This is a genomic window from Gimesia sp. (assembly GCF_048260065.1).
GTDB lineage: Bacteria > Planctomycetota > Planctomycetia > Planctomycetales > Planctomycetaceae > Gimesia.
Map to the genome: position 1 here is coordinate 228,750 of NZ_JBLXHC010000011.1, position 20,991 is coordinate 249,740.

A 20,991-nucleotide genomic window follows, 5' to 3' on the forward strand; every position below is an offset into this window, starting at 1 on the left:
TTGCTTGAATTGGATCCGATATGAGTCTTTCGGCAGAGAAACAACAGGCATTAAAACCACGGATGATACGTATCGTGTTGATCGTTGTTTTTGCGTTAGTGATTTATTCGGCCAGAAAAAATCAACCAACGCCTCCTGAAAGAAACAGCAAAGAGAATGTACCGGCACAGAAGCAACGTATAACCAGTGATTTCGAAAAAAAGACAGGACCAAAAGCTTCTCCAGTCTTAAAGTCGGGAACTGCGGGGGAAAAGCAAGCGGTAGCGAGTAAAACTACCGACAGCTTGCTCCTGCAAGAGGATAATCTCACTACAGATTCCAAGAGCAAGTCGACCGAACCGGAACTTTCTGGAAAAAACTCAAAACAGACCCCTGCTAAATCCAGCCGGCCGCCACCTGCACGGAAATCAAAGGGTTCGCAACCTCAACAACCGGAACTCGGGCAACTTCGAGATCTAGGAGGAAAAGTCTGGGAGTCTGCTGCCGGGCTCAAGTATGGTCCTGGAAGTCAGGAAAAACATCGATTATTACATGTAATGAAGCATGCAGAAGATGAGCCGGATCGTCCCGGTAAGCATGGTGTCTTTGCCGGTGATGGTGTGAGAAAAAATGTTTTGGCATTGATCGATGAGGCTTATCTCAAAGCCCTTGCAGGGGGCAAGAATGTAGACAAAAAGAAAGAGGGGACACGTGTCGTTTACACAGTCAATATGGGGCGACCGGTAGGTTACGTGGGAGGTCGTGTTGGAAATCAACAGGGTAGGCCACCAGCCTACAAAGTGCGGTTGGTTCTGGAAGGTACCGAAGTCATTACGGCGTTTCCCTTATAAATATTTAGATCAGGGTCCGGATCATGTACTACGTAGGGATTTGTTCGTTCTGCGAACAGGGCGCACTCGGAATTCGTATCTGCAGCGGTGAAGCTCACGCCCTGATTTTATGCGATGAATGTGATGCAGCCTGGAAATCAACAGATCTTACACAGAAGCCGGTTTTCCCAAAACAATCCGACCTGCCCTGCCCTTGTTGCTCAGGAAGTTTAATGCTGCCTCCCGCGCACTGGGCCAGTTTTGGAGAAATCTACCGGAGAGGCTTGATTTCAAAAGTAACAGGTCAGACAACAGATTGATTTCGTGAATTGCCCGGAGTTCAGAATACAATTTCCAGAGTCTGGTTTTCCTTCAAAACTCGGGATCTGATTTTGATGGTGTCACGTGTTGCGGGGATTTTAGATCCTGGAACTTTAACGATGAGTTGTGCGACCCGATTTTTAAGAGGCAGATAATCCCCTTTGTCAACCGGTCTGATATCCCCTACAGCATTAGGCGTGAAAGTCGAATTAATCCACCTTGAGTCCCAGGGAATAGCCTGGCGATGGTCATCAGTTCCCAACACGAGGCCTGAAAGGTCAGAGGCACGATAACGGGTTGATTTATAACTGTCAGGAAGCTTGACCTGAATGATAATCAAATAGTCTTCATTTAAGTCCGGATCTTTAGGAACAGTCCAAGCGGTAAAACTGCCAGCTGTCACCGCATTACCCATCGGCTTCAACTTAAATTCTCCCCCTCCTTCGCCAGATCCATCTCCTTCAGAATCGCCTGTTCCTTTACCTATATGAGCAGAAAAATCCTCTTGGATTTCTTCGACGGTATTCTCATTCTCACCAGTCATCGTTTTTACTGGTTGCATGATATTAAATTCGGTCGTTTGTCCACCTGCTTCTTCGATTCGGGTATCGAGAGGGCCGTTCAACGAAAAATTTTGCTCCTCCTCGATACTGGCAAGCGTAGGAGTATTATCGTCCCCCTGCATCCCTCCCACAATTACGATTGCCATCAAAGTTAAAGCTGTCGAATGGAAGAGCAAGGAAATCAGATATCCGGTTGCAGAGCAACTGGCCAGCCAGATGACAGCTTTCTGTTTCAACGAAAGAGTCACTTCGTCATCATTGTCAGGGTGTAGTTCTGACTGGCTGGAGTTCTTGCGTTCCTTTATCCCTGGGACTTTAACTGATGATGAGTCCGCACTGAAACGCGTAACAGTCCTGGGTTGATTCGACATGGATATCGTCGCTGACTGGGAACATCCAAAATTGGCATCACCTGTGCCTTTGATACCAGTCGGCTCTCTTTGGCTCAAATTCATGGGCAATCCTTTATCGATAGATTTACGTGAATCAGGACGGCCCAACGGGTTATGCAGGGTGATAACCTATTACTGTTAATTACGTATAATTATATAACAGATCTACAAGAATTGAATATTTTTTTCCTGAGAACACCAGGTTCTCAAGGGATGCGATTTTTTTATCAATCCAGCCAGATTTAGTGTACAGAGATGGCCCGCCAACTTATATCTGGGCTAAAATGGTTTTTAAATCTATCTGTTTTGACCAGAGCGTCTGTTCAAACAAGAACACGATGTAATTCCTGGACAGTCGTGATTCCCTCCAGAACCTTGGCTTTCCCGGATTCTTCCATGGTAGTCATACCATTTTCAGAGGCCAGTTTCAGAATATCTGATTGCGTCATTCCGCGGAGTATCGCTTCTCTCAACTCTCCCCGGATACCGAGGGTTTCAAATATTCCGGTACGACCAAGGTAACCAGTTTGAAAACAATGCTCACAACCTGTTCCCCTGGCTATTTTTGAATCAGTAAATTGATCCGCATTAATGCCCAGATATTCACAGGCACCTGTATCAGGTTGATAGGAGGTCCGACATTTGTCACAAATACATCTTACCAGGCGTTGTGAAATAATGCCTTGTAGACTGTCAGTAATAAACATGGATGGAATTCCAAATTCACGGAAGACGTCTATGGCAGCCACAGCATCATTAGAATGCAAAGTAGAAAGTACTCGTATACCGGTCAGTCCAGCTCTCACTGCAATATGTGCTGTTTCAGAATCACGGATTTCTCCGACCATGATCACATTCGGGTCCTGACGGAGAACCCCTCGCAGTGCTTCAGCAAAGCTGAAACCGATTTTGGGGTCAATCTGGATCTGGTTCACACCTTCAATTCGACGTTCCACAGGATCTTCAATGGTAGCCAGACTCATTTCGGGCTGATTCAGGTGGTCCAGACAACTGTAGATCGTGGTACTTTTACCAGAGCCAACAGGGCCTACGCTCAGAATCATCCCATACGGAGCCTGGCAGTAATTTGTGATCTCGGTAGTCTGTTTTTCACTAAGTCCCAGTTCACTGAAATGGGTAAAGCGGTTATGGTCAGGCATAAGTCTCAGCACAAGTCGTTCACCATGAATCGTAGGGCCCGATCCCACACGAATATCTCGACGATTCTGTAGAGTCTGGTTGTTGATATGGCCATCTTGTGCCAGTCGCCTCTCAGTGATATCCATATTAGCCGCTAATTTGAGCCGGGAAATCACAGAAGCAGCTGCCTCTTTGGGTAATTGAATGATGTCATGAAGCATACCATCGACACGTAGCCGGAGACGCAACCCGTCCTCCAGAGGGTCCAGGTGGATATCCGTTGCCTGTAACTGAAATGCTCTTTCCATCAGTAAATCAACAAGAGGTCCAGGACCTACAACATCAACCAGTTCTCTCAGTTCTGCCTGGAGTGCCTGCTGTCTTCCTTCATTTTTATTTTCGGGTTTTGCTGTTGAATCTGACATGGCTCAACTCTTTCTGTCCTGACATATGATATTCAATAGGGTGTCTGATAAGCCTCTTTTGTGACACTTCTGGGGTCAAATCAACTTGAATAGACCAAGTCCGCCTACGATGAGACTGCAGATAAGAACGATTACGCCCAATATCCGTAAATTTTTTCTTCGATCAGTGAGTGCAGTTGCTCCCAAAAGGATACCCGCGACTGAAAACGAAATGGTGGCCGCTAAAGCCACTTTGGGATCAAGATTGAGTGAATCACTCACATATAATGCAAAACAGGTAGCAGCAGAGAGGACTGCCACAATACCCAGGAGAATTGGCATGGAGAACGTTCGCCTGCGCTCGATACGTTCCTGTTTCATGGCCTGATTTAAGTGATCAATGGCTTCCGCTTCGGTCGGGACAATGCACCAGACTTTTTTCAATCCGGAGATGTTAAGTACTTCCTCAACCATTTCATTTTGATTGAGAATGGCGGTGTTCCCACCCTGTTCATCAACCAGCTTCCAGACTTGAATGACAACAGCGACCAGGGAACTGCTGATATAGCTCAATTTTGACAAGTCGATAATTACAGTAGGATTTTTCTCCTGTTTCAATACAGTCAGCAGGGAATCACCCAGCGATTCCAACTCGTTCCAGGCTGAATCATTGAGATCGGGCATTAACTGGATTTTGAGATGCTTGTTAACGTGTGTAATATTGTAGGGGACTTCTTGGGTAGCCATATAAACCAATCTCCAACTAATCTCGATACATAATGCATCTGAGGGCCCAGCATTAGATTTAAGTCTTATTCAGTGAGCACTGGTTTGGTCGTACTTAAGGAATTTCGGCAAAGATTCATCGACTTTATTTCAAAATACCAATGCAGCTTGAATTTACCTATCGAAATTTGGACCAAAGTGCAGGATTTACTAAGTATTTTAATAGAAACAAGTTCGCTTCATCACTTGTTAATACAATCAAATAATAATTTTTATAGTCACCAGATCAGATAGTGGTTAAAAGAACATGCCTTGGTGTGTCAATTCACCCTTTCACAACATGACCTGATTCGTGATAACAAAATGAACTTGGCACCGGGAACTAAAATGGAATTTTAGAAGTTGCTGTTGTGTCAAGTATTCTGAACGTAGGGGTTGTGTCTGCAGGCCATGTTAGAAAGGTCAAACAGTTAAATACCAGACAGTTAGCTAAAATTCAGTTTGACTCTGCTTTTTATGCGTATTTATAATTAGGAAATAACCGATTTCACAAAATAGGTTGTTTTTGCGCACAGATTACCTGTAGTATTTAATCAATCATTTCGTCTCAATAAAAACTTTTCAGCGCGTATCCATATTCTGATTTTTGGCTCTCTTAAATCAGGCATATTACACTGGATATTCCCTGAAATGATTCAATGGTTTCCAGTCTTATTCCGCAATAGGAATAAAGTGAATAGCTTAAGCTTAAAAGATAACACATAATAATTATAGAGAAATTAGAGCAGTTCAGCGTCTCTACCAAGACTCAGGAAAGTATCAATGACCCTTTTAAGTAAAATCCTGTTAGTACTGGTGCTTTTTGCCAGTATCGCATTTATGGGATTTGCCGCAGTCAGTGCTGTTGGAGGTCCCAACTGGTCCACAGAAAAGGACGCCTTAACTGACTATGTTTTTGAATACCAGCCAGGTGAGAACCCGACCTGGACTGTGAAGACCAGAAGAGGAGGTGAGCAACTTTCTACTTCTCCAATTTTGGCTAAAGTCATTGTTGCTGCTCAGAAGCATAAGCTTCAACAACAGAATGAAAAGCTGGATCAGGTCACAAAAACAATTGAACCTCTCAAAAAGACGATCGCAAACTGGAAAGCGATCAATAAAGTCGATGTAATTGCGATGGAAGATAAAGCAACTGAGCTGCAGCAGAAAATTAATCAAGTTGAACAGCAGATTAACCAGCTCGCGAATGAAGGTATTAATATCAGTCAGCAGACTGTAGATGTGAATCAGGAAGCTTCAGAACGCAGAGCAGATGTATTTCGGCTGCGAGATCAGATTGATGAAATTCGAAATGAAAGATTTCTAGCAGAACAACAACAGAAAACGCTTCAAGATTATATTGATCGAATTCAGGGAAAAGTGCAGCGACTGCAGAGACAGAAAGAGTCGTTGGAGAAGGTCGTGCTGGCACCGGGAATTAATGTCGAAGATAAAAAAGAACTTTCTCAAAAGTAAACACTCAGATTCTGATCTCAGAATAAAAAATAAACTCGTTATTAAAAACAAATATCAGGAGCGATTAGATGTCGTTTGTCGGCAAAGTACTGGTCGTCGTTCAAGTTGTACTCAGTATCTGTTTCATGGGATTCGCAGGTGCTGTATTTACAGCTCAAAACAATTGGCGCAATGAAAGTCTTAAACTTAAGGAAAATGTTGCCAGTCTGCAGAAAAGTAAAGACGAATTAGAATCAGAGCTTAATAATCAGTTGACTGAAAAGACTAAGGAACTGAATCAGGCTAAGAGTGAAGCAGATAGTGCAACGGCTCTTAACAAAGGATTGCAGGCACAGGCAAAGACAAAACAGGCAGAGCTTGAGACTGTTCGAAAAGAGCGAGACACTTCTGTTGCTCAAGCGGAAACAACTGGTGAAGAAGCAAAATTCCGGCGACAGGAATCTGATCGCCAACGAGTAGTGAATAAAACACTTCACGATACAGTCAATGAATTGCGTGCAAAAATTAAAAGCCTCGAAGATACGATTTTCACACAATCGATTCGTGAGAAAAACCTGGTTGCGAAACACAAAAAAGTTGTTGATGAACTTAACTACTTAAACAAGATCGTAGCCAACCTGGGGGTTGATCCGAAAGATCCTGCTATTGCCGGGATGCAGTCTCCGCCTCCTGCTGTAGAAGGCCTGATCATCAACACGAAGAAAGACAAACGAAATGGAACCCGGTTTGTCGAAGTTTCACTGGGTAGTGATGATGGTCTCAGTAAAGGACATCAGTTGTTTGTGTATCGTTTCGGGAATGAAGCGAATGGGAATCGACCCAAATATCTGGGTAAGATTGAACTGGTATATGTTGATCCTGATAAAGCTGTCGGGACAGTGATAGACGCCGCTAAGAATGGTGTGATTGAGAAAGGTGACCATGTCAACTCGAAACTCTAAATCTAAAGGAAAAGCCGGTAGCGGTGAAGCGGCCGGTCCCAATATCTATGTAGGATTGCTGTTTGTTTCACTTTCAGCATTAATTACTGGTATTGTATTTCTCGTGCTGGAACTTAAGAAATACAATTGGGAACTGGGGGGGTAAGTTAAGGCCTTCCTGCCACGCTTTATGTAATGAAAGAGCACCGCATCAGACATAGATACGGTGCTCTTTGGTTTTTACCAGTAGAGTCGGAGTTATTCCGTCTCAATTTCGTAGCCAGCGGATTTCCAGCCACTGAAACCACCGTCCATTGAGATTACATTGGTGTAACCCATGGTTTGCAAATTATCAGCTGCTAAAGCCGAACGAAAGCCTCCACCACAGTAAAGAATTAACAGTGTGGATGTATCAGGAATTAGTTGTTCTATATCTCGTTCGATGATTCCCTTGCCCAGGTGAACCGCTCCGGGAATTCTTCCCTTATTAAATTCATTATCTTCCCTGACATCGATCAGAATGAATTCTTCTCCTTTATCACGGCGTGATTTCACATCTGGTACGGTACATTCAGGCACTCGTGACTTGGCAGAATTCACAATTTCCAGAAATCGAGGTGAGTGGTTTTTGGCCATATCAGTTCCTTGTGATGGTTTGTGCGTTGGTAGAATATGTACATAATTTAATCATAAAAATTCAAATATTCGAGCAGGCGGAAAGAAATTCAGACATAGCCTGATTCACAGCTGCCGGCGCTTCCATTGGAGCCATGTGGCCAACATCTCTCACTTCGAAATATTTTGAATCTGGCACTAGAGTGCTCATCCCTTTCATTACCTCAGGGGGAGTTAAACGGTCTTCACCCCCTACGATGAATAAAGTTGGGGTACGAATATTTTTAATTTGATTCGAGAAATCGGAACGGGCTGCCATGCCTTTCTGGCTTGCAGCAATTCCTTCGCTGCTGGTCGCTTCAATCATGGAAATCAGGTTTTCAGAAAGCTGTGCTTGTTTTTGTTGGCTGGATTCACTGAGCAGGTTTGGGATCATCGCTGTTGAAATCGCTTCAGGGCCATGTCTGAGAACGAGGTCTGCCATCTTTAGACGATTATTGACTCCTTCCTCTGAATCAGAATCCGCTCGAGTATCACACAAAATTAAGGCGTGTAATCGATCTGCGAAATGTTTCCAGAACTCCCAGGCGATATAGCCTCCCATGGAGAGCCCACAATAAGAAACTGGATCTTCAACTTTTAAAGCCTGCAAGAGCGAATTCAGATCCTGAGCATGTTGTTCCATCGTTACGATCCCGTTAGAGATATCTGAATCGCCGAATCCGCGTAAGTCGGGGGCAATTACAGTATAACGGGATTGAAAATACTCAATTTGTGGAAGCCACATCTGATGACTCAAGGGGAAGCCATGTACAAAGAGCAACGGAGGACCGGATCCAGCGACCAGTGCCCGCATTCGAATTCCATTTACGTTCTGCTCCACAAGTTTCTGATTCATGTTCCAGTCTTTCGGTTCGATCAATACAGTACAGTATCGAGATGCATTGCTTTATAGGAAGATGCCACTTATGATTATTGAGACAGCATCAATGCTCGCTGGATACCTTCTTCCAGAGATTCGTTTGATCGTGAATCTTCATTCCAGGCAATTTTTCCATCAGTGCCAATCACCCATACTTGCGGAATGAACTCAGCCTTGAATGCGAATAGAGATTCATCGGCTCCATATCCATTAGGCCAGGTGATTCCTGTGTCAGATAACCATTCCTTGATCTCGGGAAGCAATTCTTCACTGTCGGAAGTGAGGCCGATAAAAGCTACATTCTGATCCTTGAATTTATTATAGACTTCGACCATATGGGGCGCTTCCATTCGGCATGGTCCACACCAGGTAGCCCATGCATCAACGACGATGACTTTTCCTTCAAGAAAATTATCCTGATGGGGATTACCATTTACCCATCCCTGGGCCATCAGGGGAGGGGCTGTTTCTCCCACATTTAGCAGTGGCAGATTTTGAGTGGTTTGTCGATAGCCATTTAACCTGTAGTTTAACAAGACAGTGAATAGAATCATTCCGGTAAAAACCAGGAGAAGTGCAATGGTGAAATCTTTTTTCAGACTCTGATTAGACATAGTATGGTTTTCCAGCACAATCTTTTAATCGATTACAGGTTATAGAGCTCACTATATTTCTGTTTTAGTTGTTTCATTAAGGGCAAATGAGAAAGTGTATTACCTGTGACAACTTCGACTAGTCGATTGGCTCGATACCGCTTACCTTGTCTATGAATATTCTGGTTAAGCCAGTTTTTGAGAGAAGAAAAATCGCCAGCTTCAATCAACTGATTCAGATCTCCCAGTTCATTTTCTGCTGCCTGATAGAATTGAGCCGCATACATGTTTCCCAATGCGTAAGTAGGAAAATAACCAATCAGTCCGGCACTCCAGTGGACATCTTGCAGGCATCCATGTGCAGGTGTGTCTGGAGTAAGATCAAAGTACACCTTGAATTTTTCATTCCAGGCTGACTCTAAATCAACGGGTTTTAAATCACCCGAAATCAGAGCTTTTTCCAATTCGAAACGTAACATTATATGCAGATTGTAAGTGACCTCATCTGCTTCGACGCGTATAAACGACGGACGGACATCATTGATCGCGCGATAAAAATCTTCGATTGCAACAGAGGATAATGCTTCAGGAAACATTTCCTGCGCCGGAAGATAGAATACATTCCAGAACGCTCGACTACGTCCAACCAGATTTTCCCACATCCGCGACTGTGATTCATGAATACCCAGTGATGTTGAGTTTCCGGCAGGAGTTCCAAAAAATTCTTTTCTCAAGCCCTGCTCATAAATTCCATGTCCTGCTTCATGGAGTGTTCCAAAAAAGGCACCAGGAAAGTGATGTTCATCATAGCGTGTTGTCAGGCGACAATCTCCAGGACCGATTCCACTACAAAAGGGGTGAGCCGCGATATCCAGCCGACCAGCTTCAAAATTAAATCCAATTCTTTCTGCAGCATTGAGACTGAACTCGCGTTGTTTATCGACAGGGTAACTTCTGGTCAGGATTGAAATGTCAGGATTTACTCCGGAATTTTGTATCTCTGCGACCAGTTTGACAAGTTCATTTCTTAAGGGGAGAAAAGCCTGTTCGATCAGCTCAGAAGTCGCTCCGGGTTCATATTCGTCAAGCAAGGCGTCATAAGCCTGATGGCCTTCAAATCCGATTGCTGCAGCCTGTTCGCGTTTCAGTTCAATCATCTGTTCCAGCCAGGGCAGGAAATCGTCGAATTTGTTTTGCTTCCGTGCCGACACCCAGGCGTGGTGAGATAGTGTGCCAACTCTGGAAAGTTCTTCCACCAGGCGACGAGGGAGTTTAGTCAAGCGGTCATATTCATGACGCGATTCTCTGATATTTGCCTGTTCGTATGAGTCTTCATCCCACGCAGAATTTGACTCCAGTTCTTCCAGCAGATCTCCAATTTCTGTATTTGTTGACTGTTCATGAACCAGACCTGCCATTAAAGCAAGCTGATTGGCACGGTGTTCAGCACCCTCGGGCGGCAAACACGTCTGCTCATCCCACTCTAGTACAGCCGAGCAGGATGCCAGTAATGAAGCTTGTTTGAGTCTGTTAAGAAGTTGCTCGTATGCTTTAGTAGGAGTATTCATTGAGTTTTTATTTTCTGCTGATATGTGTTTCAATTTGGTGTTATATTTGAATTTGTGGATGACAACTCGTGAATAAGGCTTTCCAAAATGGATCTACTATACAATCAGACGATTTAGCAGTTCAATCAGGGGAGCTGTCATCATAGCGTCCACCCATCTGGTAGAGTGGTAAAAACCGATAGTAAACTTCCAGACAAAGTGTGCTCAAGGTTGTAGAATAAAGGCGTCCTCCATAGGGGCCCCAGGGTGGGCGGGGATCCCAGCTTCCCGCATTTTCGCCTTGAGTGATTTGCTCTGAAATTAAGAGTTCTCTCAAGTCTTCATTCCACTCCCGCCATGGATTTCCGCCATACTGATACATGGCTAGAGTTCCGTAGTACCAGTAGTAAAGGTTGTGTTCTGAACGACGCGGTGGCCGTTCAGAAATAAACTGCACGGCTTCACGGCATGCAGGATTATCTCTACGGATACCCAGCATCTGCTTACAGAACAGGGATTCTGCTGTCATCGCCGGAGTAGGGAGAGTAGCTGGTTCAACCAGACGGTAGGTGGCTAAACCATCATTCTTGCCCATACTGCGATCTTTGAGAAATTTAACCATCAGCTGTTTGGTGTCAGACGGAATCGGAATACCCGCAATTTCAGCACTCTTCAAAGCCATGAGTTGCCAGCCAAACATACTCATGTCACTTTTCTGACCTTTGACATATCGCCAGCCACCATCATATGGGTTTTGATTTTCAACAATATATGCAACTGCCCGTGCGACGCTTTCGCGCAACTGCGGATTTGATTTTGGATCGTTTTGTAAGCCATATGCTTCTGCCAGCGCATATGTCGCCATTGCATGTGAGTACATACGGGCATAATGAGTCGCCTCTCCGCCCAGAAAACCATTGGAATTTTGCTGTTTTATCATCCACTGAATCGCACGATTCAAATTGTCTGCATAAAGGCCTTCTTCCTGTGTGTACCCTGCACCTAAAAAAGCCAGTATTGAGAGGGCTGTCAGGCCTGCATCTGCCTGCACTCCTGCATTACGTCGATCAATTCCCTGTTCATCAATTTTAACTTTACCAGCACCAAACCGATCTGCATCCCAGTAGCCTGCCCGTTCCTGATGATTGGCTAACCACTTCAAACTCGATTCAACCGCTCGTTCCGATTCTTCAGTGCCTCCAAACTTTTGAGCAATTTCTTTTCTCTTTGAGAGATTTCTTAGCCTGTACGTCGCTGGAATATTTGCTTTGGTCCGATTGGAAACAGCATCAAAGTTTGGACGAAATGCATTGGGTTGAGGTCCATTCCGATTCATACTGAGAGGTAACGAACTTCTTTCTGCAAGTAAGCGATCAGAGTCAGGATTCGCTTTACCTGATGGTGTTTCTGGTGCAGAACGTTGAACTGTCCCATCAGATACAGATCGCATCGTCCGCGATTTTCTCCTGGCAAAACGAGGTTCTGTTGGTGCTACGTTAGAACTTGTTTCACTGGGTTCTGTGGTTTCCACACCAGTTGTATTTAATTTGAGATTTGAGGGTGCAGGACCAGTTCTCTTCGACAGCATCGAATCGGCTGCATTTCGTTCTAAAGCAGATTGTGGATCTGTTTGGGCATTCAAGGCCAATGTTTTTTTCTGATCACTAAATGAGGGTTGGATGCGATCAACGGCACCTGGACTTGATTGACGTTCCAGTTGCTGATTGAACTGTCCACTTCGAACCATTTTACTACGACTGTTTGATGTCGAAGGTACTGAGACTTCTGAGCGTGATTCAGCAGTTGTATCTGTAATTTCCAGAGGGGCTTGAGACTGAATGCGTTTCTGACTGACGCTTTCAATGTTTACTTTCGATGGAGTGACTGGTAAGTCAGACTTCGAAACAACATCCGGCATGGGCATTTCTGAAATTTCCTGTGGCTGCTCTTTTTCTGGTGGAGCGGAAAGAGGAGTGAATTCAGGCCGACTCAGATCAATACGAGATAATTCCTGTTTTTGGGGAGGAGTCAGTTTTTCCCAGACAGGCGAATTACCTGATTGCTCATGTTTTATAGTTTCTGTACTCTCTGCAAGATTGACTGTGATATCATCTTTTTCCTGAATCGGTTCTGTTTTAGCGAGTGATTTTGGAGCCTGCTCCGGCCAGAAGGTTACGACTCCGAGAGATAATGACAAATGAACGATGATTGAGAATAACAGCGCTTTCGATGATGCATTTCGATCACCCCAGCGCGTAACGAGCATCGAGAGTAGATGAATTGATGCGAAGACCGCGGCTACTATCAAAAATCCCCACAGAATCTGATCGAAGGTGATGTCTCGACCAGCCAGGATCTTTTCGATCAAATTATGAATGCGATTATTCATGTTATGAATCGTCTCTTAATCGATTTGCTAAAGAGACAGATCGAATTTTGACTCGATGGCAGATCTCCAGAATATTCATCACATTTTGATAAGGTCCTGTCGAGTCTCCCCGGATGACTACAGATTGTCCCGGGAAATTTTGTACCGATGTTTTCAGTAGCGATTCCAGTTCAGTCAGACTTTTATTTTCACCATTAATCGAAATAGCACCATCCTGTTGTACATTTACTATGATGTCATCAGGTAGATTTGTTAAGGGCTTCGCATCAGTGACAGTAGGGAGCTTGATATCGTATTGGCGCTCCATCTCTGTAAACTGTGTACCAACCATAAAAAAAATGATCAGCAAGAAAACGATATCAATCATTGGAGTCAAATCGAGCTTCGGCTCTTCGACGGTTCCCGTTTTTAAGGGCATTCTTTAATATCCTGAATCTGATCTCAGAGACTGCAAATAAAATATTTCCGGATTTCAATTGGGGTGGTGAGCTTCAAAGATACTTCGAATCATTTTATGTGTAACTATAAGTGCGAAGTTTTATAGAACGCTGCAGATGCTTTCATCCTGAAGGGACGATTTATACTCTATTCGAAGTTTCGTATCAGTTTCAATATCTGATATCATTCCGACGCTCATTCACACTTGGTACATTTTATCACTATGGAGAAAACTACCTGTTGTCTTTAATAATATTACTACGAAGTGTCACCAGCGAGCAGTAAATAAATTGTGAGGTGTTCCTGATGTCACGTTTCGATCAAAAAATAATCAGAAGTTATTATCTTGTCAGATGTTAAGTAAAATATTGCACAGGTCAATTGAACAACTTTCAGCCGAGTGGTTACCTTATTCGAGGTCAGACTCTGTCAGCTTGAGTCAATTTCCAGGCAAAATCCTCTTACTCTTCAATTCACTTAGCCTGGATGCGCCGTTTGTAGCTATCACCTGGTTATGGTGCTTTTCAGCATTGTACTCCACGAAAGTTGACGTTCTGCAATATTTTATACTATTCAGTGTTACATGGTTAGCCTATCTGGGAGACCGGTTATTGGACACATTGCGGATCCCCAATGTTCCTGATCAAACACCGAGGCATCGGTTTACTACGAAATTCTTCCAGCCATTACTTTTCTGTTGGGTGTTGCTGGCAATCATCTCGACGATCTGCTTATTTTATTCAGTGACAAGCACTGAACTGATTTGGGGTTTTAGTTTACTTACAGTTCTATCTGCTTACTTCTTGAGTTGTTTTTATCTTCCCAGATTCGGCAGAGGGGTTCTGCCCAGAGAACTGCTCGTAGGCATTTTCTTTTCAGTTGCAACTCACTTCTTCATATGGACACAGATTCATTACTGGGATTATGAATTTATCTGGACATTTTTGGGCTTTCTCATGTTATGTACCTTCAACTGTCTAAGTATATCCCGTTGGGAATATCAATCTGATAAACAGGCCGGTGAAGTATCGTTTTTTACGAAGTATCCTGAAAGACTGGATCAATTTCCATTTTTACTGGCTGGCTTTCTCATATTTCAAGCGGCCATGTGTTGCTATGCAATACCAATGAGTCCCCTGCCAGTTTTTGAATTATCGATGCTCTCAAGCAGTTTGCTTTTAGTACTACTTGATCGAAGTTCGATAAATTCTCGGCTCAAACCAGTGCTAGCTGATTGTGCATTACTCACACCGTGTATTCTTTTGAGTTTCGGGACATGAATTTTAATCGCGTTGCTCCCTGGTTTGAGCGATTGGAAAAAATTGTTTTCCGAGATCAGATGCAGTCCTGTAGAACCTCGCACCTCTCTGACTTACCCGCAATTAAAAAAGCAGCTCTGATTGGAGAAGGAAATGGAGCTTTTCTGGTCCAGTTTCTCAAGCATTGCAACTGTGAAGAAATTCATTACATCGATTCCAGTAAGACAATGTTAGAACTTGCTCAAGTACGAATGCAAAAGCACGTAGTTCCAGAATTAAAGAGAATTGAATTTTACAATCTTGATATATCACTCGAGTGCATGCCGGATCAAAATTATGATCTGGTAGTGACCAATTTCTTCCTGGATGTCTTTAATGAAGCAACGTTGTTTGATGTTGTATCGAAGATTACGAATGCCTGTGCAAAGGATGCTCACTGGTTATATGCTGATTTTCAGATTGCTGGAAATCGATATCAACGTTGGCGCGCAATCACGTGGGTGAAAACAATGTATCTTTTCTTCAAATTCGCATCTAATATTCAAACAACGAGTTTGGCTGATCCTTCAACATTGCTTGATCGTAATGGCTTTCAGGTAAAAGAGGTCACTGAATTTAATAATGGATTGATGCGAGCGGAATTAAGACAGCGACAATAATCATTGTCAGAGATGCGGGTTTATTGTGATATTTTAGTTAGAAATGAATAATCGATGCTGCTTATCAGAAGAAAAATAATCTGAAACAGCGAAGAGATGCCTTCGATGTGCACATCAGAAATCTCAATATGATTATCTTCTAACTTTCGAATGATCCAGTAAATCAAGAGCGCGGCTACGAACAAACCTGGTGCAAAACTTCCTGGAGAAAAGTAGATTCCTGCCAGAAGCAATGGAATTATAATTAAACTGGCATAACTTAGCTGTTTAACTGTTAGGGGATATTTTGGATTTGCCCATCTCGCTGATTCATCATTTGCTTCCACAAAACAGATAGAAAAGGGGATAAACCAGATCCCCAATGCAATTGAGATTGCAATCAAAATGCAGGGGGCCAGAAGGGTAACTGAACTATCTAACAGATGATAGAGAAGGCTCATCCTCAGCAGCGTCAGTGTAATAGTCAATATGAAAATATTGCTTGAGGAACCTGTAGTGGACGCAGGAAAAATTAACTCGCGACATTGCGGGATAGCTTCAGGAGAGAATGTACGCAGGCAGAGCAGTTCCAAGGAGCCAACGATGAGAACGGCTATGTATAATGTCCAGAAAAACTGGACAATTATTAACAGAACTGTCAAAAGTACTGCTAAGGTGATACCGGCAACTGGTAGAAAAAGTGTACTCCGTTTTCGAATTATATGTTGGCGGTCTGGTTGTAGATAAACGAGCGGTATGCGAATCAGACGTTGCAAGGCTTCGAAATAGGCGAAAAGATAATCGATCCAGTCAGTTTCGTTCAAACGTTTGGAATCTGACTGTTGATCGTCGAAGGGTGAGTCTCCCGAAGAATTGGTGGCATTCATACTTTCGTTGAGTTTTCTTGAATGAGTTTGTCCTGACAGAAGAGGATTATAATATTAAATACAATACGATTTTAAAGAACATTCTCAATCAGTAAAGCACTGCGCATACACAAGGCCCTTCTGAAAGAAGGGCCTTGGTGAGTGCATAGTTTATCAGATGTTATTTGGTTGCATAACGCAGATCCATCAGCATCTGTGTAATACGAACGGCTGTTTCCTGAAGTTGGTATTTTTCACGTGTTTCACAGCGTGAAATTTTTTCATGTACCTGGAACCAGCTTTCAAATAATTCTGAACTTTTTGCTCGAACGAGAGCTGACGATGCAGGCTGCATCAGGATGATTCGATGCAGTTCATGTGCAGTGTTAGAGAAGTCTCGAATGGAATTCTGAGTCGATTGTCTGAAGGAAGGAGATTCGGTTGCCAGCCACTGTTCCGCAATGACAGAAAGCTGAGTACTCTGGGTTTCCAGAGAAACAACCAGTTTCGCCAGATCAATACTTTCGGAAGGCTGCTCGATTCGCAGGGAAACCCGTAATGCACTGATAGAATTGTCAACCTTGTCCAACAGTTGAAGCGCTGCAGGGCTCTCAACCGTGTGGAACATCGCTGAGAAATCTTTCCAGGATTGTTCGATGTAAGTGAAAGAGGTGATCAGATTATTCGTGGATTCATTATGATTGACAGTGTCGATCAGGTTTTCAACAGTTCCATAGAATTCATCGGAGGTAGCAATATAATTTGCCGGTGGCAGGCTGATTAACAATCGCAGGGTTGCTCTGCGATAAAACTCATCAACATCACGTTTAAGTGCTTCTGTTAAGTGAGCAATTTCCTGCATATTCGCGCCATCTTGAGGTAACCACAGTAGTTCCTGAATGGAGCGATCCTGCTGTACGACTCTTTGAATTCCACGGCTGATAATTCGATTGTGATAGGGGCGTAGTCGAGTGGCAAAAGAATTCCATGAGTCACGGAAAGCCAGGTACTCGCGTTTGATGGCATCGTAACTTTGGCGATCTATGATCAGATTGGAAACCTGAATCATTCTTTGCTCAACTTCTTGTCCGGTTCTAACAAGCTCAAATTTCTGAGGCTCACGAGAAAGTTCGATTTCAATATCTTCAACTAGAATTCCTAAAGCATTTGAAAGTGCAGAAGTTTGAGTCAGAAGTTCTGTTCGTTTCAGCTGAGGTCCAGTCTGAAGTAAATCTCCCAGCTTTCGATCGGCCTGATTCATTCTCGCAATCAGGTTCTGGGACTCACGATCGAGACCACGTACGTTTTCCAGTTGCAGAGAGACCACTCTCCAGAGTTGATCAATTTCACCATATTCAGTTGCAATTTGATTTAAATCGCTGCTGCGGTTCACTCGATCTGAGAGGATTGAAGCACGTGCTCTTACTTTGAGTACATCAGCAATGTACTCTCTGACTCCAGGAACCTGATACATGACTCGGTTCAAGCTGAGTGCAAGAGCGGAACTGTCCTTGGCAAAATCATTCAGTGCCTGGCGGACTTCATGAATATTGACCCGTGATGCATTCAATTGTGGGGCAGGGGGGAGATCCAGACCGGAAGGTTTGTATTCCCGATCACGAGTTGCCAGCTCAGATTTCTCTAAAAGACGAAGCAAATCATTGACTAATTTACTGTTTCCATCATTGGGAGATTGTGCACGTGCGTTTGTGTTTAAACAGGTTAGTGTGAGTCCAGATACTAGAAGCAGAGCCATAATCTGGGGACCAAAGGACTTAAGGTCCTTCCGAAGCTTGTGATTACAAATAGTGTGGCGGAAGCGGGAATACATTCACACAATCCTTTCTCGTGAATTCTACGGCTTGACCAACAAGTGCCTTCCTTGACGATCACTTAGTCGATGATGTGTAAAGACCGAGCATGAAAAAACGCTCGAAACAATGGGCCCTATCAAACAAACACATTTGAATTGATGTGTCAGTCGCTGCTGGGGAAATCACTCTTCCGAAAAAGAGAATCCAATCGCAAAGTCCCAGCGTATCAGGCGGCGAAGTTTACTGGTTTTGGAAATTACGTCAAGACCATGCTCTTCTGTAATGATTCGATGGCTTTACTGATTCTCTAAAAGGAAGTTTAAAGGCAGGTTGGCGTCAACTGCCGTTTCAGTGAGTGGTAGACCAGGGGGGCGCGGCAACGTATGCGGAATACGGTCTGTTTTCGGATTATTTCGCGCCGGAATCCAAATTTAGTGTAATCATAAAATGGACGAAGAATGGTTTGATCCATTGTAATTATGGCGGCGTTTAGTTCTATGTTGTCAATGTTACACTTCCAGGTTTAATCTCAATTCATGGGCTTTAAATTAGAAAACAATATAAGTGTATAATATGTAGTAGGATATGTGTTTTCGCGAAGGTGTAGAAATAATTTGGCACGATGAATGCTATAACTTCTAAACAGCCACTTTAACAACAATAGAATGACGTCAAAATGATTCTTTTATGAGATGGGTTTTGATGCTCTTCAATAACAGGAGGAATTGAAATGTTAGTATTAACTCGAAAACGTGATGAAGTGATTCAAATTGGTGACAATATCACGATCAAGATTTTAAAAACAGGAAAAGGGGCAATCAAAATTGGTGTTGATGCTCCTGGCGATATCCGTGTTATTCGAGGTGAATTACTGGAAACTGAAACGCAAACAGAAGTTGTAGAGTCTCCCGGCTCGGCTCAATGCAAACAGGGACTGAATGCACAATGTGCATAAAAAGCTGAATTGTTGGAACGGGGCATATTATGTGAGCCGTTAATTTTTCTATCTAAGAATTCCGTTAAGCCATCATAGAGGAAGTTGATAGGCCGGACTTAATAACCGCATCGCGGTTGATATCGGAGGGGATCATGAAGCGATCACAATTTAATTCTACACAGACTGAAACCGTCAATTCTGCTCGACTTTTTGTCTGGAGTATGGTGATTCTACTGACTGCTGTTTTTCTGTCAGGATGCACGACTCTGTCACATGCTGCAGATTATGACCCATATCAGAGTAATTTCAATCAGAATGATTATGGCCATTCATTTGAACGAGACCGACTTCAATATGGTCAAGATTCAATTGCACCTTCTTATCCAAACAATCGACGCCATCAACGGTTCCGTCCAGTTTCAGACGAAACCCGATTTGATGAATATGAGCTCAAACTGAAGCAGTTATTATCTGAAGAAGCTCAATATAATGAACGTCCTCGCAATCAAAACAACTCGTTCTCCAGAGATCGATTTGATGCTGGTCAGAGACGTCAGAGTCGTGATTATTTCGATAATAATATCGACAATCAGAAATTACGTGAGCTGATTCGAGAGCTGCAGCAGAGGAGTATGCCTCAGTATGATCGAGATCGATATGAGACAGATTTTCCAAACCAGTATCCTGTTGACCCAAATCAGGAACTTAGGAATAAAATTTCACAACGATACTCCAGTTCCTCAGTGGTAGGAACGTTGCAGAATCTGGATCCACAAAGAGCTTATTCATTTTATCTGGAGGTGAACCGCATGATCGATTCTCGTCATGTACAACCACCTTCATACGATGTCAGGACAAGAAAATCACTGCAAAATCTGATTCTTGCAGTGGAAAACCAGAATTTCATCAATGCCAATCGAGTTGCAGCATCACCGGAACAGATCCGTATGGCTCAGCAAAGCTGGCAGCAACTCATGAATCAGAATCCTGCTCGAAATGCACAGGACTCAGTGACGGTAATGCGTCAAGCCGCTGACATTGCCGGAAGTCAATTAAGAATGCAGGCAACAGGTGTGATTTATGAATTTGCATATGGATCCCTGGAAGCGCTTGATAAACACTCTCGTTTTGAATTCACTCCCAGTTACTCAGGTCCTCGCGTTGACGCGGGGGATAACAGTGTAGTAGGTGTAGGGGTTCAACTGAAAACGCACCGCGACGGTGCTGTCATCCTGCGAACTTTGAATGGAGGGGCGGCACAAAAAGCAGGACTGCAGAGAGGAGATGTGATTGTTGGAGTCAATCAGAGAAACTTAGCTGGTCTTTCACTGGATGAGGTTGCAAATCTGATTACCGGTCCCGCAGGTTCCTCAGTTGCCCTTGACGTCCGCAGAGAAGATAGAAATGCCAGAGTAAACCTGAGTCGTCAGGCAATTCAAATTACAAATATCAGTGAAGTCAAAATGGTTGATTCACAGCAGAAGATAGGCCTCATCCGTCTTGAAAAATTTGGAGAGGGTGCGGTTCAGGAATTAGATAGAGCTTTATGGAGCCTGCATCAACAGGGAATGAAGTCTCTGGTATTCGATTTGAGAGGTAATCCGGGTGGGCTTCTGACAGAGGCAATTGCGATCTCAAATCGATTTGTCCCGTCTGGTAAAATTGTTTCAACGCGGGGACGTAATCAGAGTGATAATACGATTGAGACAGCTACACATGATCAAACATGGAAAATGCCTCTGGTCGTTTTAGTCGATGGTGATAGTGCAAGTGCCAGCGAAATATTCGCCGCTGCTGTCCAGGAAAATCGACGAGGTTTGATTATTGGTAGAAAAACTTATGGTAAGGGTACTGTACAGACTCATTTTCCGTTGCAGTCTGTTTCTGGTACCTTCTGGTTAACAACTGCCAAGTTTTATTCTCCGACAGGTAGAGAGATGGCTGGCGTCGGAGTGAACCCGGATGTGACTGTAAATATGAGCGAACGTGAGCTTGAAGAGGTTGGACCGGTCGACCGGGACCTGAAGGCAGGTGTCAGTGCTATTTTAAGTCATAGACCAGGTGAACTGGTAAACAACATGTCCGGGAGACAACAGACCAGACCGGCACAATTTCAGTTTTCGGGTTAAATTGAAGTCTCCGGATTATCAAGTTTTTCCCAGTTCCTGATAAAATAAAGACTC

18 protein-coding genes are annotated in these 20,991 nt (G+C 43.6%); 7 read left to right on the forward strand and 11 right to left on the reverse strand.

The genetic code is table 11. The features are described from left to right. Window positions 1-20 precede the first annotated feature (20 nt). Complete coding sequence (locus ACN0YN_RS20530; protein ID WP_417386883.1) at window positions 21-830, forward strand: hypothetical protein; 810 nt, start codon at window positions 21-23, stop codon at window positions 828-830. A gap of 319 nt (window positions 831-1,149) precedes the next feature. Here the strand turns inward: ACN0YN_RS20530 and ACN0YN_RS20535 are convergent, their stop codons facing one another. The 3 genes from ACN0YN_RS20535 to ACN0YN_RS20545 form a co-directional block, all read right to left on the reverse strand. Beyond that, window positions 1,150-2,148, reverse strand: a complete 999-nt coding sequence (locus tag ACN0YN_RS20535) for a hypothetical protein (protein ID WP_417386884.1) — start codon at window positions 2,146-2,148, stop codon at window positions 1,150-1,152. 260 nt (window positions 2,149-2,408) lie between these two features. Next, window positions 2,409-3,650: a GspE/PulE family protein gene (locus ACN0YN_RS20540; RefSeq protein ID WP_417386885.1), complete on the reverse strand. Its 1,242-nt coding sequence runs from the start codon at window positions 3,648-3,650 to the stop codon at window positions 2,409-2,411. A 75-nt stretch (window positions 3,651-3,725) separates the two neighbouring features. Beyond that, window positions 3,726-4,376, reverse strand: a complete 651-nt coding sequence (locus ACN0YN_RS20545) for an STAS domain-containing protein (RefSeq protein ID WP_417386886.1) — start codon at window positions 4,374-4,376, stop codon at window positions 3,726-3,728. A gap of 801 nt (window positions 4,377-5,177) precedes the next feature. On the opposite strand from ACN0YN_RS20545, the gene ACN0YN_RS20550 reads away from it, so the two are divergent. The 3 genes from ACN0YN_RS20550 to ACN0YN_RS20560 all read left to right on the forward strand — a co-directional run bounded on the left by ACN0YN_RS20550 (window position 5,178) and on the right by ACN0YN_RS20560 (window position 6,956). Continuing rightward, a complete protein-coding gene (locus tag ACN0YN_RS20550; protein WP_417386887.1) occupies window positions 5,178-5,870 on the forward strand; it encodes a hypothetical protein in 693 nt (230 codons plus the stop codon). A gap of 125 nt (window positions 5,871-5,995) precedes the next feature. Continuing rightward, entirely contained in the window at window positions 5,996-6,811 is an 816-nt protein-coding gene (locus ACN0YN_RS20555; protein ID WP_417386888.1) for a hypothetical protein, read from the forward strand. Continuing rightward, a complete protein-coding gene (locus ACN0YN_RS20560) occupies window positions 6,792-6,956 on the forward strand; it encodes a hypothetical protein (protein ID WP_417386889.1) in 165 nt (54 codons plus the stop codon). Before ACN0YN_RS20555 ends, ACN0YN_RS20560 begins: the two co-directional genes overlap by 20 nt. A gap of 92 nt (window positions 6,957-7,048) precedes the next feature. On the opposite strand, the gene ACN0YN_RS20565 is transcribed toward ACN0YN_RS20560, so the two are convergent. The 6 genes from ACN0YN_RS20565 to ACN0YN_RS20590 form a co-directional block, all read right to left on the reverse strand. Further along, window positions 7,049-7,426 (reverse strand): rhodanese-like domain-containing protein, encoded by a 378-nt coding sequence (locus ACN0YN_RS20565; protein ID WP_417386890.1) that lies wholly within the window; start codon window positions 7,424-7,426, stop codon window positions 7,049-7,051. 61 nt (window positions 7,427-7,487) lie between these two features. Beyond that, window positions 7,488-8,261, reverse strand: a complete 774-nt coding sequence (locus ACN0YN_RS20570) for an alpha/beta fold hydrolase (protein WP_417386891.1) — start codon at window positions 8,259-8,261, stop codon at window positions 7,488-7,490. A 116-nt stretch (window positions 8,262-8,377) separates the two neighbouring features. Then, the gene (locus ACN0YN_RS20575; protein ID WP_417386892.1) at window positions 8,378-8,941 is read right to left on the reverse strand and encodes a TlpA family protein disulfide reductase; all 564 of its coding nucleotides are present in this window, start codon (window positions 8,939-8,941) and stop codon (window positions 8,378-8,380) included. A gap of 32 nt (window positions 8,942-8,973) precedes the next feature. After that, window positions 8,974-10,488, reverse strand: coding sequence for a carboxypeptidase M32 (locus tag ACN0YN_RS20580; RefSeq protein WP_417386943.1), 1,515 nt, complete (start codon window positions 10,486-10,488; stop codon window positions 8,974-8,976). A 121-nt stretch (window positions 10,489-10,609) separates the two neighbouring features. Then, complete coding sequence (locus ACN0YN_RS20585; protein WP_417386893.1) at window positions 10,610-12,856, reverse strand: prenyltransferase/squalene oxidase repeat-containing protein; 2,247 nt, start codon at window positions 12,854-12,856, stop codon at window positions 10,610-10,612. Between the two features lies 1 nt (window position 12,857). Then, window positions 12,858-13,274: an ExbD/TolR family protein gene (locus tag ACN0YN_RS20590; RefSeq protein WP_417386894.1), complete on the reverse strand. Its 417-nt coding sequence runs from the start codon at window positions 13,272-13,274 to the stop codon at window positions 12,858-12,860. A gap of 1,296 nt (window positions 13,275-14,570) precedes the next feature. Here ACN0YN_RS20590 and ACN0YN_RS20595 point away from each other — a divergent pair. Continuing rightward, window positions 14,571-15,212: a class I SAM-dependent methyltransferase gene (locus tag ACN0YN_RS20595; RefSeq protein WP_417386895.1), complete on the forward strand. Its 642-nt coding sequence runs from the start codon at window positions 14,571-14,573 to the stop codon at window positions 15,210-15,212. A gap of 20 nt (window positions 15,213-15,232) precedes the next feature. Here the strand turns inward: ACN0YN_RS20595 and ACN0YN_RS20600 are convergent, their stop codons facing one another. After that, window positions 15,233-16,078: a hypothetical protein gene (locus ACN0YN_RS20600; RefSeq protein WP_417386896.1), complete on the reverse strand. Its 846-nt coding sequence runs from the start codon at window positions 16,076-16,078 to the stop codon at window positions 15,233-15,235. A gap of 160 nt (window positions 16,079-16,238) precedes the next feature. After that, complete coding sequence (locus tag ACN0YN_RS20605; protein WP_417386897.1) at window positions 16,239-17,714, reverse strand: hypothetical protein; 1,476 nt, start codon at window positions 17,712-17,714, stop codon at window positions 16,239-16,241. An 887-nt stretch (window positions 17,715-18,601) separates the two neighbouring features. Between ACN0YN_RS20605 and ACN0YN_RS20610 the strand changes: the two genes are divergently transcribed. Further along, entirely contained in the window at window positions 18,602-18,826 is a 225-nt protein-coding gene (locus ACN0YN_RS20610) for a carbon storage regulator (RefSeq protein WP_417386898.1), read from the forward strand. Window positions 18,827-19,440: 614 nt separating this feature from the next. Next, entirely contained in the window at window positions 19,441-20,937 is a 1,497-nt protein-coding gene (locus tag ACN0YN_RS20615) for a S41 family peptidase (protein ID WP_417386899.1), read from the forward strand. The last annotated feature ends 54 nt before the right edge of the window (window positions 20,938-20,991 follow it).

What these genes read in the sequence shown, in the direction of transcription:
- ACN0YN_RS20530 (WP_417386883.1), top strand. Translation starts at nt 21, where the DNA reads ATGAGTCTTTCGGCAGAGAAACAACAGGCATTAAAACCACGGATGATA.
- ACN0YN_RS20535 (WP_417386884.1), bottom strand. Translation starts at nt 2,148, where the DNA reads ATGAATTTGAGCCAAAGAGAGCCGACTGGTATCAAAGGCACAGGTGAT.
- ACN0YN_RS20540 (WP_417386885.1), bottom strand. Translation starts at nt 3,650, where the DNA reads ATGTCAGATTCAACAGCAAAACCCGAAAATAAAAATGAAGGAAGACAG.
- ACN0YN_RS20545 (WP_417386886.1), bottom strand. Translation starts at nt 4,376, where the DNA reads ATGGCTACCCAAGAAGTCCCCTACAATATTACACACGTTAACAAGCAT.
- ACN0YN_RS20550 (WP_417386887.1), top strand. Translation starts at nt 5,178, where the DNA reads ATGACCCTTTTAAGTAAAATCCTGTTAGTACTGGTGCTTTTTGCCAGT.
- ACN0YN_RS20555 (WP_417386888.1), top strand. Translation starts at nt 5,996, where the DNA reads ATGGGATTCGCAGGTGCTGTATTTACAGCTCAAAACAATTGGCGCAAT.
- ACN0YN_RS20560 (WP_417386889.1), top strand. Translation starts at nt 6,792, where the DNA reads ATGTCAACTCGAAACTCTAAATCTAAAGGAAAAGCCGGTAGCGGTGAA.
- ACN0YN_RS20565 (WP_417386890.1), bottom strand. Translation starts at nt 7,426, where the DNA reads ATGGCCAAAAACCACTCACCTCGATTTCTGGAAATTGTGAATTCTGCC.
- ACN0YN_RS20570 (WP_417386891.1), bottom strand. Translation starts at nt 8,261, where the DNA reads ATGCGGGCACTGGTCGCTGGATCCGGTCCTCCGTTGCTCTTTGTACAT.
- ACN0YN_RS20575 (WP_417386892.1), bottom strand. Translation starts at nt 8,941, where the DNA reads ATGTCTAATCAGAGTCTGAAAAAAGATTTCACCATTGCACTTCTCCTG.
- ACN0YN_RS20580 (WP_417386943.1), bottom strand. Translation starts at nt 10,488, where the DNA reads ATGAATACTCCTACTAAAGCATACGAGCAACTTCTTAACAGACTCAAA.
- ACN0YN_RS20585 (WP_417386893.1), bottom strand. Translation starts at nt 12,856, where the DNA reads ATGAATAATCGCATTCATAATTTGATCGAAAAGATCCTGGCTGGTCGA.
- ACN0YN_RS20590 (WP_417386894.1), bottom strand. Translation starts at nt 13,274, where the DNA reads ATGCCCTTAAAAACGGGAACCGTCGAAGAGCCGAAGCTCGATTTGACT.
- ACN0YN_RS20595 (WP_417386895.1), top strand. Translation starts at nt 14,571, where the DNA reads ATGAATTTTAATCGCGTTGCTCCCTGGTTTGAGCGATTGGAAAAAATT.
- ACN0YN_RS20600 (WP_417386896.1), bottom strand. Translation starts at nt 16,078, where the DNA reads ATGAATGCCACCAATTCTTCGGGAGACTCACCCTTCGACGATCAACAG.
- ACN0YN_RS20610 (WP_417386898.1), top strand. Translation starts at nt 18,602, where the DNA reads ATGTTAGTATTAACTCGAAAACGTGATGAAGTGATTCAAATTGGTGAC.
- ACN0YN_RS20615 (WP_417386899.1), top strand. Translation starts at nt 19,441, where the DNA reads ATGCCTCAGTATGATCGAGATCGATATGAGACAGATTTTCCAAACCAG.